At 74.0% G+C, this 14,882-nt stretch carries 10 protein-coding genes and 1 pseudogene; 2 read left to right on the plus strand and 9 right to left on the minus strand.

Annotated features, from left to right (window positions below; translation table 11 throughout):
• From ACWEQL_RS34560 to ACWEQL_RS34595, 8 genes are all read right to left on the minus strand, one after another.
• Window positions 1-844, minus strand: an 844-nt coding sequence (locus ACWEQL_RS34560; protein ID WP_452154344.1) for an MFS transporter, incomplete at its 3' end; no start/stop codon positions are given.
• Window positions 845-1,031: 187 nt separating this feature from the next.
• Window positions 1,032-2,072 (minus strand): N-acetylglucosamine kinase, encoded by a 1,041-nt coding sequence (locus ACWEQL_RS34565; RefSeq protein WP_452154345.1) that lies wholly within the window; start codon window positions 2,070-2,072, stop codon window positions 1,032-1,034.
• Window positions 2,073-2,194: 122 nt separating this feature from the next.
• On the minus strand, window positions 2,195-3,490 hold the full coding sequence (locus tag ACWEQL_RS34570) for a 6-phospho-beta-glucosidase (protein ID WP_452154346.1): 1,296 nt from the start codon (window positions 3,488-3,490) through the stop codon (window positions 2,195-2,197).
• Window positions 3,490-4,386: a carbohydrate ABC transporter permease gene (locus ACWEQL_RS34575; protein WP_452154347.1), complete on the minus strand. Its 897-nt coding sequence runs from the start codon at window positions 4,384-4,386 to the stop codon at window positions 3,490-3,492. The genes ACWEQL_RS34570 and ACWEQL_RS34575 overlap by 1 nt, the downstream gene beginning before the upstream one ends.
• A gap of 125 nt (window positions 4,387-4,511) precedes the next feature.
• Entirely contained in the window at window positions 4,512-5,510 is a 999-nt protein-coding gene (locus ACWEQL_RS34580; RefSeq protein WP_452154348.1) for a carbohydrate ABC transporter permease, read from the minus strand.
• A gap of 30 nt (window positions 5,511-5,540) precedes the next feature.
• Window positions 5,541-6,851 carry an ABC transporter substrate-binding protein gene (locus ACWEQL_RS34585; protein WP_452154349.1) on the minus strand — a complete coding sequence of 437 codons (1,311 nt, stop codon included), beginning with the start codon at window positions 6,849-6,851 and terminating at the stop codon, window positions 5,541-5,543.
• A 221-nt stretch (window positions 6,852-7,072) separates the two neighbouring features.
• Complete coding sequence (locus tag ACWEQL_RS34590) at window positions 7,073-8,263, minus strand: ROK family transcriptional regulator (RefSeq protein ID WP_452154350.1); 1,191 nt, start codon at window positions 8,261-8,263, stop codon at window positions 7,073-7,075.
• Between the two features lie 279 nt (window positions 8,264-8,542).
• On the minus strand, window positions 8,543-9,769 hold the full coding sequence (locus ACWEQL_RS34595) for a mechanosensitive ion channel family protein (protein WP_452154351.1): 1,227 nt from the start codon (window positions 9,767-9,769) through the stop codon (window positions 8,543-8,545).
• A gap of 532 nt (window positions 9,770-10,301) precedes the next feature.
• Between ACWEQL_RS34595 and ACWEQL_RS34600 the strand changes: the two are divergent.
• Window positions 10,302-10,811, plus strand: a pseudogene (locus ACWEQL_RS34600) (HNH endonuclease); the annotation flags it as partial.
• Between the two features lie 182 nt (window positions 10,812-10,993).
• On the opposite strand, the gene ACWEQL_RS34605 reads toward ACWEQL_RS34600, so the two are convergent.
• On the minus strand, window positions 10,994-12,001 hold the full coding sequence (locus ACWEQL_RS34605) for an SMP-30/gluconolactonase/LRE family protein (RefSeq protein ID WP_452154352.1): 1,008 nt from the start codon (window positions 11,999-12,001) through the stop codon (window positions 10,994-10,996).
• A gap of 364 nt (window positions 12,002-12,365) precedes the next feature.
• Between ACWEQL_RS34605 and ACWEQL_RS34610 the strand changes: the two genes are divergently transcribed.
• Entirely contained in the window at window positions 12,366-14,876 is a 2,511-nt protein-coding gene (locus ACWEQL_RS34610) for an OmpL47-type beta-barrel domain-containing protein (RefSeq protein ID WP_452154353.1), read from the plus strand.
• Window positions 14,877-14,882 lie beyond the last annotated feature (6 nt).

The raw sequence follows: 14,882 nt of genomic DNA on the forward strand, positions 1-14,882 counted from the left end.
GGTCGGACCAGCGCCCGGCCGCCAGCCGGGCGCCCGCGCCGGCGACCGAGACGCCGGCCAGCAGCCATCCGGCCGTCGCGGCGGACCAGCCGCGCTCGTCCACCAGGAAGACCAGGGCGAACACCGAGACGGTGAACTGTGGCACCACCAGCAGCGTGGCCGCCGCGTGCAGTCGCCAGAGCACGGGCGTGCGGTACGGGGAGCCGGTGCGCCCGGTCAGGTCGGCGGGCGGGCGGGCCGGGTCCCGTACGGCGACGGCGACCAGCAGGGCGGCGAGCACGTTGAGCGCGCCCAGGACGGCCAGCGCGGTGCCCCGGCCGTGGGCGGCGAGCGGGGGGAGCAGCAGGGCGGCCAGGGCGATGCCGAGCGGGAGGGAGGTCTGCCGCAGGCCCATGGCGACGCCGCGTTCGCCGGCCGGGAACCAGCCCAGGATGAGCCGGCCGCTGGAGGCGTGCACCGAGGCGCCGGCCGCGCCCGCCAGCAGGAAGCAGAGGCCGAGGCCGGTCACGCCGTCCGCCCGGGTGGAGGCCAGCACGACCAGCCCGCCGAGGCCCAGGCCGGAGGCGAGCACCCAGCGCTCGCCCCAGCGGTCGGCGGCCGCGCCCCAGGCGGCCAGGGTGAGCACCAGGCCGATGGTCGGGCAGGCGGCGAGCAGTCCGGCGCGGCTCAGCGGGAGGCCCTCGTCGCGCAGCGCGGGGATCAGGTACGGCACGCCGTACTGGAACGCGCAGCCGGCGGTCATCGCGAGCATCCCGACGGCGAGTACCAACCACCGCCGGGGGTCCGGCCGCTCGGTGGCCGTGACCCCGGTGAGCACCTTCGTTCCCGTCCGGTCGGTTCCCATGGGCAGTCAGCCAAGCGCATGACGCCGGTCGGCGGCAGGGGGCGTCTGCCCCTCGGACGGATCCGGGATGGCGACGCGGGAAGCGGACCGCCCCCGACGGGTGTGCGGACCCGTCGGGGGCGGAGTCATGAGGGGCGGCGCCATGAGGGGCGGCGCCATGAGGGAGGGGGGTGACGGTTCCGGGCCCTCAGGCCGCCGTGGCCCCCGCCACCTCGTACGCCTCCCGCAGCCGCAGCTGCGCCCCGGCGTCGCCGCCCAGGTGGTCGAGGCCGAGCAGCGCCGCGCCCAGGACCGGCGGGGCGACGACGACCCGCGGCTCGGCCAGCGGGGCGGCCGCCGCGAGCCGGGCGGTGACGTTGTCGAGCAGCAGCGGGTGCCGCGCGGCGAGGACCCCGCCGCCGAGGATCACCGGGGTGGGGGAGTCCAGCAGGTCGAGCCGGGTGAGGGCGACCACGGCGAGCCGGGTGATCTCGTCGGCCTGCCGGTCGACCAGGTGGCGGGCGGTCTCGTCACCCTCGTCGGCGACGGCGAACAGCACCCGGACGATCTCGTGCACCCGTTCGCGTTCGAGGTGCCCGAGGTGCAGGGCCTCGGCGACGGCGCCGGTGCTGGGCAGGCCGAAGTGGGCGGCGATGGCGGGGGCGAGGGCGGTGGGGCGGCCCCGGCCGTCCTCGGCGCGGACGGCGTGCCACATGCTGTGGCCGGCCAGGCCGGCGCCGCCGCCCCAGTCGCCGGTGAGCTGCCCGAGGGCGGGGAACCGGGCGGTGCGGCCGTCGGGGAGCAGGCCGACGCAGTTGATGCCGGCGCCGCAGACGACCGCGACGCCGCGCGGGCCGTCGGTGCCGGCCCGCAGCAGGCCGAAGGTGTCGTTGGCGACGGTGCTGCTGCGTCCCCACGGGTGGGAGGCGAGGGCGGTGCGCAGGGCCTCCTCCTCCACCGGGAGGTCGGCGTTGGCGAGGCAGGCGCTGACGTGGTCGGCGAGCACCACCGAGCCGTTCAGCACCGAGGGGCCGAGCGGCGGCAGGCCGGCGGCCGCGGCGGCGGCCTCGACCAGCGGGGTGAGACCGGCGACGGCGGCGGCCCCGCCGATCCGCTGGGGGGCGAAGCCGCCGCCGCGGGCGGTGCCGCGGACGGTGCCGTCGGCGCCGATCAGGGCCACGTCGGTCTTGGAGTTGCCCGCGTCGACGGCCAGGACGCCGTGCAGGAGTGGTTCGGGCTGGTGGGTCATCAGGTCCCCGTGCTCGTACGTGGCCCGGCCCGTCGTCCGGGCCGGGGTGGTCGGTCTCCTCGTGCCCGGCCCGCCGGGTGGCGGCGGGCCGGGCCCGCGGGCGAGGGCTTGTCGGGCGGCCCTTATGCCCAGGCGAGGTGTTCGCGGTTGTGCGCGAGCAGTCGGTCCGTCAGCCGGTCGGCGAGCTCGAACTGGCCGACCAGCGGGTGGGCGAGCAGGGCGTCGTGGACCCGGTCGCGTCCGCCGTGCAGGGCGGCGTCCAGCGCGAGGTGCTCGTACGCGGTGACGGCGGCGATCAGGCCGGCGTACAGCGGCTCGACCGGGCGTTGCGGCAGCGGGCGCACCCCGGCGGCGTCCACCTCGGCGGGCACCTCGATGACGGCGTCGTCGGGCAGGAACGGCAGCACCCCGTCGTTGCGGGTGTTGACGACCTGGACGGACGCCCGGCCGGTGCCGCCCGTGCCCAGCAGGGCGGCGATCAGCTGGACGGCGGCCTCGGAGTAGAACGCGCCGCCGCGCTCGCCGAGCAGGTCCGGCTTGGTGTCGAGGGTCGGGTCGGCGTACATCTCCAGCAGCCGCCGTTCGATCGCGGCGACCTCGGCGGCCCGGGAGCCCTTGGCCTTCAGCTCCTCCACCACCGCGTCGTGCTGGTAGAAGTAGCGCAGGTAGTACGAGGGCACCACGCCGAGCCGCTGGATGACGGGCCGGGGCAGGCGCAGGTCGTCGGCGATCTCCTGGCCGAAGCCGGCCAGCAGTTCGGGCAGCACCTCGCGGCCGGTGGCCGCGCCGGGGGCGTCGAGCAGGGTGACGCCGCGCTCCCAGGTGAGGTGGTTGAGGCCGACGTGGTCCAGGCGGATCAGCTCGGGGTCGACGCCGAGGTGCCCGGCGAAGCGGCGCTGGAAGCCGATGGCGACGTTGCACAGCCCGACGGCCTTGTGGCCGGCGTTCTGGAGCGCCCGGGTGACGATGCCGACCGGGTTGGTGAAGTCGACGATCCAGGCGTCCGGGTTGGTCCGGCGGACCTCCTCGGCGATGTCGAGCACCACGGGGACGGTCCGCAGGGCCTTGGCGAGGCCGCCGGCGCCGGTGGTCTCCTGGCCGACGCAGCCGCACTCCAGCGGCCAGGTCTCGTCCCGGTCGCGGGCGGCCTGCCCGCCGACGCGCAGCTGGAGCAGGACGGCGTCGGCGTCGGCGACGCCGGCGGCCACGTCGCCGGTCACGGAGACCACGGCGGGGTGCCCCTGCTTGGCGAAGATCCGCCGGGCCAGTCCGGCGATCAGCTCCAGCCGGTCGGCGGCCGGGTCGATGAGGACGAGCTCGCCGATCGGCAGGGTGTCGCGCAACCGCGCGAAGCCGTCGATGAGTTCGGGGGTGTACGTCGATCCGCCGCCGACGATGGCCAGCTTGAGAGAGGACATCAGCCCTTGACCCCTGTCAGTGTCACGCCTTCGATGAAGGCCTTCTGAGCGAAGAAGAAGAGGAGGATCACCGGTGCCATCACCAGCAGGGTGGCGGCCATGGTGAGGTTCCAGTTGGTGTGGTGGGCGCCCTTGAAGGACTCCAGTCCGTACGAGAGGGTCCAGGCGTCCGGGTTCTCGCTGGCGTAGATCTGCGGGCCGAAGTAGTCGTTCCAGGCGTAGAAGAACTGGAAGAGCGCGACGGCGGCGATGGCCGGTTTGGCCATCGGCAGCACGATCCGCAGCAGGGTGCGCAGTTCGCCGCAGCCGTCGATCCGGGCCGCCTCGATGTACTCCTTGGGGATGGTCAGCAGGAACTGGCGCAGCAGGAAGATGGAGAAGGCGTCGCCGAAGGCCATCGGGACGATCAGCGGCCAGAGCGTGCCGCTGAGGCCCATCTGCTTCGACCAGAACAGGTACATCGGGATGATCACGACCTGCGGCGGCAGCATCATCATCGAGATGACCGCCATCAGGGCGAGGTTGCGGCCGCGGAAGCGGAACTTGGCGAGCGCGTACGCGACCGGGAGGCTGGAGACGACGGTCAGCACGGTGCCGAGGCCGGCGTAGAGCAGGGTGTTGCGCCACCAGGTCAGGAAGCCGGGGGTGTCCCACACCTTGGCGTAGTTGCCCCACTCCCAGGAGGTGGGCCAGTAGTCGGTGGTGAGGGCCTGGCCGTCGGTCATCACCGAGGTCAGGAAGGCGAAGACGAAGGGCAGCAGGAAGAACAGGGCGGCGGCGACGGCCAGGGAGTGGACGGCGACCCAGTTCAGGGCGGCGCGCCGGCGGGCCGCCCGGGCGGCGGGGTGGTCGGCCCGCCGGGGCCGTGCGGCGGGGAGGGTGGGGCTGAGTGTCATGACGGGGTCCTCTGTGGTCCGCTGGGTCCGGTGGTCGTCGGGCCGGGTCGGCGCCGTGGGCGCCGGCAGGGCTCGGGTCCTCTCTTCCGGATCACGTCCGCCTGGCGTGATCCGAAGGAGAGGGCCTAGTCGTCGCCGGCCAGGAAGCCGGACCTGCGGCGCAGCAGGAGCGAGGTGACGGCCATCGAGATGGCGAACAGGACGAGCGCGACCACGCAGGCGGAGCCGGTGTCGAAGCGCTGGAAGCCGAGGTTGTAGACCATCTGCGGCAGGGTCCAGGTGGAGCCCTGCGGGAACCCGGGCTCGAACTGCTGCCCGGAGTTGCCGGCGATGCCGCCGGCGACCTTCCCGGCCACGATCGCCTGGGTGTAGTACTGCATGGTCTGGATGACGCCGGTGACCACCGCGAACACGATGATCGGGGAGATGCTCGGCAGGGTGACGTACCGGAAGCGCTGGAGGGGGCCGGCGCCGTCGAGTTCGGCGGCCTCGTACTGCTCCCGGGGCACGTCCAGCAGCGAGGCCATGAAGATGACCATCAGGTCGCCGATGCCCCACATGGCGAGCATGGTGAGCGCGGGCTTGGACCAGTCGGGGTCGGCGAACCAGCCCGGGGTGGGCAGGCCGAGCTCGCCGAGGAAGTGGTTGACCGGGCCGGTGCCGGGGTTGAGCAGGAACGCGAAGGAGACCGTGGCGGCCACCGGCGGGGCCAGGTACGGCAGGTAGAACGCGGTGCGGAAGAAGCCGGCGCCGGTCCTGACCTTGGTGATCAGCAGGCCGATGCCGAGGCCGAAGGCCACCCGCAGGGCGACCATGACGACCACCAGCCACAGGGTGTTGCCCAGGCCCTGCCAGAAGAACGGGTAGTCGTTGAAGACGTACCGCCAGTTCTTCAGGCCGGTGAACTCGGGGGCCGTGAAGCCGTCGTACTGCATGAAGGAGAAGTAGACGGTGGAGACCAGCGGGTAGACGAAGAAGACGCTGAAGCCGATCAGCCAGGGGGAGAGGAAGGCGAGGGTGCGGGCCGCCTCCCGGCGGCGCCTCCGGCGCAGCAGGTGCTGCGTGGAGGGCGCCGCCGGTTCGGTCGGTCCGGCGCCCCGGCGGGTGACGGACGCGAGTGCCATGGGGAGCTCCGGAGTACGGGTCGGGGCCGCTTACTTCGCCTGGGCGACGGCGGCGTCGATCTCCTTGGCGGTCTCCGCCAGGCCCTTCGCCAGGTCGCTCTGCTGGCCGGACTCGTAGGCGTAGCCGAGGTTCTGGACGGAGACGATGTAGGCGCCGCCGTTGACGCTGGCCGGGGTGGTGCCGGAGTTGGGGTTCTTGGCGATGTCCAGGAAGGTCTTGAAGTTCGCGTCGGCGACCAGCTTGGGCGAGCCCAGCGCCTCGAAGGTGCTGGGCACGTTGTGGATCGCGTTGGCGAAGCTGACGACCGCGTCGGTGTCGGTGGTCAGGTACTTGACCAGCTCCCAGGCCGCGGCCTGCTTCTTGCTGGTGCGGGCGATGCCGATGATGGTGCCGGTCTGGTAGCCGCGGCCGTAGGTGGCGGCCTGGTCGTCCGGCACCGGGAACGGCGCGGTGGCCCACTCGAAGCTCGGCTTGTCGGCGGCGAGCGAGGCGGTGCGCCACTCACCGTCGATGGCCATCGCGACCTGGCCGGTGTGGAAGGGGTTCTTGGCGCTGAACTCCTCGCCGAAGGTGGCGCGGTACTTCTCCAGCTTGTCGTAGCCGCCGAGCTTGTCGACCAGGCCCTTCTGCCAGGTGAGCATCGCGGCCACCTTGGGGTCGCTCGCGACGGTCGACTTGCCGGAGCCGTCGAAGTAGCTCGGGCCGTACTGGCCGAGGAAGTGCTCGGTGGTCGACTCGTAGCCGTGGTACAGCGGCATGAAGCCGAGCTGCTTGTAGCCGTCGCCCTCGGCGACGGTGAGCTTGGCGGCGACGTCGGCGAACTCGCTGAAGGTCTTCGGCGGGGCGGTGATGCCGGCGGCGGCGAACGCGGCCTTGTTGTAGTAGAGGCCGTACGCGTCGCCGAGCAGCGGCAGCGAGCACTGGTTGCCCTCGAACTGGGTGTAGGCGAGCATCGCGGCCGGGAAGGTCTTGGCGGCGTCGATCTTGTCCTTGGCCAGCAGGGGCTTCAGGTCGGCGAAGGCCTTCGAGGCGCAGAACTTGCCCACGTTGTTGGTGGTGAAGGAGGAGACGACGTCGGGCGCGTCGTCGCCGCCGGCCCGCAGCGCCTGGTTGACCTTGTCGTCGGCGATGTTGCCGACGGCCTTGACCTTGATGTTCGGGTGCTTCTTCTGGAAGGCGGCGATGTTCTCGTCGATCGCCTTGACCTCGGACTCCTGGCTCCAGCCGTGCCAGAAGGTGATGGTGACGTCCTTGCCGCTCGCGGAGTCGTCGGAGCCGCCGGAGCCGTTGGTCCCGGTGCAGGCGGTGGCGAGCAGGGCGAGGACGGCGCTGCCAGCCACGGCGGCGATCGTCCGGCGGCTTCTGCGGGAGGTGGTGGGGTGCACTTCTGGGTCCTCCTGGGGGTGCGCGGGCAGGCGTCATTGCCTCGGGTCCCGCGTTCGGGGGTCTGGGAGAGGTGTGCCGAGGTGGAGCGGTGGTGCGATGGGTGCCTGGGAGCGTCGGTGGGGTGGTGCGGGTGCAGCAGGTGGATCGGCGGGGCGGGGTGGCGGGGCGGGGTGGTTCAGTGGGTGGAGAAGACCGCCTCGCGGGCGGCCGCCAGCGCCCGGTGCAGCGCGCCGAGCAGCACGGGGGAGCCGGTCAGCGCGCTGCTGCGGACCTCCGGCCGGGCGATGGAGATCCGGGCCAGTTCGTCCTGGACGAGTGCGCGCAGCCGTTCGCCGCCCGCGGTCGGCACGCCGCCGGAGACCACCACCAGCTGGGGGTCGACGACGGCGACGATCACGGCCAGCCCGACGGCGAGCCGGCCGGCCAGCGCGGTGAGGAAGTCGTCGCCGGCGCCCGGGGTCTCCAGGGCCAGGGCGAGCGCCTCCTCGGCGGTGGGGGCGGTGAGCCCGTGTTCGCGGGCCAGGGCCCGGACGGCCGGTGCGCCGACCAGTTCCTGGAAGCCCCCGGAGTTGCGTCTGCGCACGTCGGTGTGGACGGGGGCGCCGGGCACCGGCATGTAGCCGACCTCGCCGGCGCCGCCGGTGAAGCCGCGGTGCAGCCGGCCGGCGATCACGATCGCGGCGCCGGTGCCCTCCCCGGCCCAGAGCAGGACGAAGTCCTCGCAGCCGCGGGCGGCCCCGGAGGACTGCTCGGCGACGGCGGCCAGGTTGACGTCGTTCTCGATCGAGACCGGTGCGCGGAGCGCCTCGGAGAGGTCCTGCACCAGCCTCGGTGAGTGCCAGCCGGGCAGGTGCGAGGCGTACCGCAGCTTGCCGCTGACCGGGTCGGGTGCGCCGCCGACGCCGATCACGACCTCGCGCAGGCCGTCCTCGGCGATCCCGGCGCGCACGGTGGTCTCGCGGACCGCCGAGGCGACCCGGTCGACCGTCCCGGCGGCGGGCCAGCCCTTGGTCGAGGCGACGTGCTCGGCGAGGGTGACGCCGGTGATGTCGGCGACCGCGATCCGGACCGCGGTGGTGGTGACGTCCAGCCCGGCGACGTAACCGGCGGCCGGATTCACCTGGTACAGCTGCGCGTTGGGGCCCGGGCCGCCCGCCGTGGTGCCGACCGGCAGGACCAGCCCGGCCGCCTCCAGGCGGGCCAGCAGCTGGGAGGCGGTGGGCTTGGACAGGCCGGTCAGGGTGCCGATCTGGGTGCGGGAGAGCGGGCCGTTCTCCAGCAGCAGTTCGAGGGCGGCGCGGTCGTTGATGGCGCGCAGCAGGCTGGGGGTGCCGGCGAGGGGGGTCTTCGCGCTGGGTCTGGTCACGCGTCAATCCTCCTCCCCCGGGCGTTCCGGGAACTGTTAGGAAACTTTCCAGTCGCTTGGAGAGGACGGTATGGCGCGGCTCCGGAAGGTGTCAATGGGCCCTCGCGCGGAGGATGCCGAAGCGTTACCGGAGCGCGCCGCGGGCGGCGCCCGGACGGCACCCGGGGGCGCGGCGGGGCACCCCGTACGGGCGGTGCGGGCCGGCCCCGGACACACCGGAGCCCCGCCGCCCACGAGGGGCGACGGGGCTCCGGAGGCTTCCGTCCGAGGGGCCGGCGGTCAGGGCGCCGCCTTGCCGAGGTCGTCGCCGGGCCGGGCCGGTGCCGGTATCGGCTGCGCCGCCAGCGAGCGCGCCGAGGTGGGGTCGGCCAGCGCGGACGGCGGGCCGGCCTCGGTGCCCGGCGCGGGCGTGGTGGTCAGCACGACCCCGGTGGCCGCCGCGGCGTTGGCCGCGTTCGCCGCACCGGCGGCCGCTGCGGCCGCTGGGGTGTCCTCCTTGACCTTGATGCCGGCGCCGTCGAAGGCCGCCTTGAGCCGCTGGCGCAGCGCCCGCGCCACGGTGAGCGACTTGCCCGGGGCCGTACGGGCCTCGACCCGCAGCACCACCGAGTCCACCGCCACCGAGTCCACGCCGAGCACCGTCACCGGCTCCCAGATCAGCTCGTCGAACGGCACGTCCTTGGCCAGGGCCTCCGCCGTCTCGTGGATCAGCGTCTCGACCCGGACCAGGTCCTCCTTGTAGCCGACCTGGACGTCCACCGAGGCGGTCGACCAGCCCTGGCTCATGTTGGCGATCCGCTTCACCTCGCCGTTGCGGATGTACCAGATCTCGCCGTTCGCCCCGCGCAGCTTGGTGACCCGCAGGCCGACCTCCAGCACGGTGCCGGTGGCCACCCCGGTGTCGATCTCGTCGCCGACGCCGTACTGGTCCTCCATGATCATGAAGACCCCGGAGAGGAAGTCGGTGACCAGGTTGCGGGCGCCGAAACCGATCGCCACACCGGCCACACCGGCGCTGGCCAGCAGCGGCGCCAGGTTCACGCCCAGCGCCGAGAGCACCATCAGCGCCGCGGTGCCCAGGATGCTGAACGAGGCCACGCTGCGCAGCACCGAGCCGATCGCCTCCGAGCGCTGCCTCCGGCGCTCCGGGTTCACCACCCCGGTGTTGGCCAGCAGTCCGCCGATCCGGCCCGAGCCGTCGGTCTCCCCGCTCTCCGCGGGCTTGGCCATCCGCCCTATCAGCTGCGTGATCAGCTTGCGGACCATCGCCCGCAGCACCAGCGCGAGCACCACGATGAAGACGATCCGGATCCCGCCGGCCACCCAGTCCTGCCAGTGCGAGTCCAGCCAGCTGGCCGCCTGCTTGGTGGAGTCGGTGACCTCCTCCGCGCTGGTGGGGAGTTTCAGTTCGAGCTGCGGCAGGGAGGGGGCCGTGGGGCTGGGGGACGCCGGGAGGGGCGTCGGGGAAGCGTCGGCGAGAAGGCCGGCGGCACCGGACCAGGACACGTGCGGGACCTTCCTGCAGGGGGCGTGGCTCGCGGCCCGCCGAAGCAGGCTGCGCCGGGCGCCTCGCACGGGTCGCCCCGCCGGTCGCCCCACTGGTCGCCTCCTGGCCTGCGGACCGTCCGGCCAGCCTACCGGGGGTGCGGACGGTCGCCGGACGCCCCGTCAACGCCCCCGAGCGCCCCTCACCGGGCCCTCACGATCTCCTCACCGGCCGCCGACCCCCGCCCGTGCCGCGCCCGGTCCGGCCCCCGGAACCCGGGCCCCGCCGCCGCTCCGAGCGGTCGCCGGGCGCCCGCGCGCCGCCGCCGCGCCGCGTCCGCCGGACGGACACCCGGGTGCAACCCGTCCTCCATCCGGGCATACCGGGTATGACGGAAGCCACACCAGGAAGTTCACGTCGGCTCCGTTACACAGGAGTGGTGGCGCCGTACAAGGGCGTAAGGCGACACTGGGGGAGATCACGCACCCGTTGCGTGATCCAACCGCTCGTCCCGGCGCGAGCCACGCGCCGCAGGCGTCCAAGGAGGCATCCGTGCCGCATGTCCTGGTCCTCAACGCGTCGTACGAGCCACTCGGCGTCGTATCGATGCGCCGCGCACTCATCCTCGTCCTCCATCACAAGGCGGTCAGCCTGGAGGATTCGGGTGTCACTCTGCACAGCGCCACCAGCGCCCTCCCGGCGCCGTCCGTCGTCCGACTGACCCGCTTCGTCCGGGTCCCGTTCTGCGGGCCCGTCCCGCTCACCCGCCGGGCGCTGTTCGCCCGCGACCACGGCCGCTGCGTCTACTGCGGGGCCGCCGCCACCAGCGTCGACCACGTCATCCCGCGCAGCCGGGGAGGCCAGCACCGGTGGGACAACGTGGTGGCGGCCTGCCGCCGCTGCAACCACACCAAGGCCGACCGGCACCTCACCGAACTCGGCTGGCGGATGAAGCGTCCGCCCGCCCCGCCCAGCGGTCTCGCCTGGCGCATCATCGGCACCGGCATCAAGGACCCGCGCTGGCGTCCCTACCTGGAGCCGTACGGGGCCGCCGACCAGCTGAGGGCCCCGCAGTGGGGCGAGTACGAGCACCACGACCATACCGACGCCGGCCACCCCGCCCCGCTGGGCCGGGCGCACGCCGCGCCGGGCCACCCCACCCCCGTCCGCCGCGGTGAGCAGCCCGAGCCGCTCTCCGCCTGACCCCGGAACACAAGGGCCTGCCCGTCACATCCCGGTACGCCTCATGGGCCGCCGGCGCACCCCGCAGCGGGAGCGCCGGTGAGGACGTTCGGGTCGGGCGGCGGCGCGAAGGCGGCGCTGGTGACGAAGACCGTCCGGCCGTGGACCGCCACCGAGGTCGGGCTGGTCAGGCCGTCGTCGGCGGTGAGCACCACGGTGCGGGAGCCGTCCGGCCTCAGCAGGACGACCTGGTTCTGCGAGTTCAGGGCGGCGAGCACGGTGTCCTCGCGGTGGCCGGTGAAGCTGAAGTCGTCGATACCGGTCAGGCCGTCGGCCTCGGTCTCGACGGCACCCGCGCCGCCGTCGGGCAGGACCGGGACGCGCAGCAGGGTGCCGCGGTCGGTGTTGCTCACCCAGACGGCGCCGTGGTGGACCTTGATCCCGTTGGCGCCGATGAAACCGGCGGGCTGCAGGGCCTCGCCCGAGGCCCAGACGGTGGGCTCGCCGCCGTCCAGCGGGATGCGCCGCACCACGCCCCGGGCGGAGTCGGCGGAGTAGAGCACCCCGGCCTCCTCGTCCAGGGCGAGCCCGTTGGGCAGGCCGTCCGGCGGCAGCTGGGCGATCCGGGTCAGGGTGCCGTCGCAGTCGAGCCGGTAGACGCCGGTCAGCGCGGTACCGGTCGCGTAGGCGGCGTACAGGGTGCCGTCGTGGGCGCGGGCGAGGCCGGTGGCGGCGGCGACGCCGATGAGCGGGGTCGCGGGGTTCGGCTCGAAGGGCAGGGTCGCCAGGACCGTGACCGAGCCGTCCCGGCCGATCCGGGCGATCTGGCGGGCGCTGATGAAGGTCACGTCCAGCGAGCCGTCCGGCTCCGCCGCACTGTTCTCGGGCATCTGACCGGCCGCCAGGTCGAGGTGGACGAGGATGCGGGCGTCGGACAGCGGCGGGGCGACCGCGGTGGCGGGCGAGGCCGCGAGCACCGCCAGCGCGACGGTGACGGCACCGACCGCGCCGGCGACGCGGGACGGCCGGGTGGGTCGGGTGGGCCGGTGGGGGAGGGATGCTCGGGGCACGGGGACTCCTGGGGGCGGGATCGGGCGGCGAAGGCGCACCGGGGTGACGGGGCGTCATCCGGCGTGCCCTCCAGAAGAGCACGGCCCTCCACGCGCGCCCCGGTGGCGCGGACGGGCCTCACGGCGTCCCGCCCGGATTTCGCCCGGGCGGGTGCCGCCGCGAGACGTCGGGGCAGGCCCCGCCCGGTCGGCGCCGGGCGGCGGTTCACCCGGGGAGGGCAGTCGTCCGGGGCCGAACGATCGGCTTCGGGACCCGTTCAGGCCCCGCCTGATCCTCCGCGGCCGGTGGCCGCCGCACGGTGTTGGCGTGGCGCCGCGCGGCGGCGCCGGGCCCATCGAGCGGAGCGGAACGAGGCGAGGACACATGGGAGTCGAGCGGGGCAGGGGTGCGTGGCGGCAGCGGCTGGGCCGGAGGCTGGCGCTGCTGGGGCTGGTGGCGTTGGGGGCCGGCACCGGCTTCGGTACGGCGCCGCCGGCCGCCGCGGCGCCGGACGCGGCACGCAGTACGAAGGTGGTGCTGACCAACAACAGCGATCTGCCACTGATCCGCACCGGGCACAACCTCGACCACGGCTGCTGGACCACCGAGCCGCCCGAACGGATCGAGCCGGGGGCGACCACGAGCTGGGAGTCCGAGTCGTGCGGCACCCTGACCGGGACCGAGGGCTCCGCGTTCTTCCGGATCGACAACGGCAAGGGCCCCCACCTGCGCATCCACTGGGACAACCCGTTCTTCGGCGCCAACAGCTACAGCGAGACGGTGCCCAACGGCTACGTCGTCCCGCGTGAGGGCGGCGACGGGGAGAACGCCACCGCCACCTACCGCTTCGACTGCAACTCCCGGATGTGCGACGGGATCCCCGACGACTGGAAACGCAACGGCGTGACCATCGACCCGGGCGACGGCAGCGGGCCGCAGTTCATCGACCTGCCCGCCATGGGGGCCGACGTGAACCGGCCGGACGTCTTCGTCCACCTCGACCGGATGACGGACACCAGCCCCACCAACGCCCACAGCCACCAGCTGGACCCGCAGGCGATCCAGCAGGTCGTCGACGCCTTCGCCAACGCGCCCTACCAACGCCGCGGAGCGCCCCGGGCGGGCATCAACCTGCACGTCGACGCCGGGCCCGGCAGCGTCCTCGACTTCGCCACCGGCCGGACCTGGGGCACCCTGAGCCGGGCCCGGCAGGTCGCCGAGGTGGCCGACCTCGGCAGCTGCGACGGCGACGGCAGCTGCGAACCGCGCAACGGCAGCAGGTACCGCTGGGACGACTTCGACCGGATCAAGAAGGCCCAGGGCGGCTTCGTGAGCTCGGGACGCGCACCGGTGTTCCACTACGCGCTCGCCGCACACCTGCTGGCCCCCGGCACCACCTGGACCGGCCTGGCCGCGCGCGGCAGCAGCGACTTCGCGCTCAGCCTCGGCCGGCAGACCAACCAGGTCGGTGACCGCTTCGAGCAGGCCACCACCTTCATGCACGAGCTCGGCCACAACCTGAGCCTCGACCACGGCGGCTTCGAGGAGGTCAACTTCAAGCCGCACTACTTCAGCGTGATGAACTACGACTACTCCGGCGACGGCCTGCCGATCGGCACCTCCCGGTACGTCGACTACTCGCGGATCGCCACCACGCTCGACGAGACCCACCTCGACGAGGGCGCCGTCCCGCCCACCGGCAGCCTGCGCTACGACGTCACCCGCAACTGCGGCGGCACCCTCACCCCCGCACGGGTCGGCCTGGCCGGGTACGTCGACTGGGACTGCGACGGCACGCAGGACGCGGCCCCGGTCGTCCAGGACGTCAACGACGACGGCGAGCGCAGCACCGCCCTCACCGGCTACGACGACTGGGCGCACCTGAAGCTGACCGGCGGCGCGATCGGCCGGCCCGGCATGCCGGCACTCGCGGCACCGGAGGAGGTCGAGGAGTACGACGAGCGGATCGCCCGTCAGGTCCGGCCGGCCGACACCACCGCGCCGGTCACCACGGCCTCGGCCGTGCCGCCGCCGAACGCCGCCGGCTGGAACACCACCGCAGTGACCGTCACCCTGGGCGCCACCGACGACCTCTCCGGCGTCGCCCGCACCGAGTACGACCTCGACGGCGCCGGCTGGACCGCGTACACCGCGCCGGTCACCGTCGCCGGCGCCGGCAGCCACCTCCTGTCGTACCGCTCCGTCGACCGCTCGCAGAACACGGAGGAGCCGAGGAGCCTGCCCGTCCGCGTCGACGCCACGCCCCCGGTCACCACGGCCGCCCTCGACCCGGCGCCCGACGCGGCCGGCTGGATCGCCGCCGAGGGCCGGGTCACCCTCACCGCGGTGGACGAACCGGGCGGCTCCGGCGTCGCGGGCATCACGTACTCGACGACGGGCGCCGTGACGACGCCCGCCACCACCGTGCCCGGTGCCACCGCGGGCCTGACCATCGACGTGGAGGGCGAGACCGTGATCACCTTCCACGCCACCGACCTGGCGGGCAACGTCGAGGCCGACCGCACACTCACCGTCCGCCTCGACCGGACGGCCCCGGCGTCGGCCTTCACCACGGCCGACCACACCATCCTGGTCGCCCTCCCGGAGGGCGGTCCGCACGACGACCAGTACGTGACCGGCACCGTCACCGACGCGGTCTCGGGCACCGACCACGTCGACGTCACCTTCACCTCCGAGGTCCCGGCCCCGGACGTGGTGAGCCGGGCCACCCCCAGCTGCGCCGACGGGACGCGCCGCGCCTGTACGTGGCGGGTGCGCCCGCCGTCCGGCCTGGGCATCTACCGGGTCACCGCCGTCGGCACCGACACCGCCGGGAACACCGAGCGGCCCGGGCACGCCATCCACGTGGTCGTGGCCCGGACCCCGCAGGGCTGACCTCCG

This window comes from Kitasatospora sp. NPDC004240, from assembly GCF_053603215.1.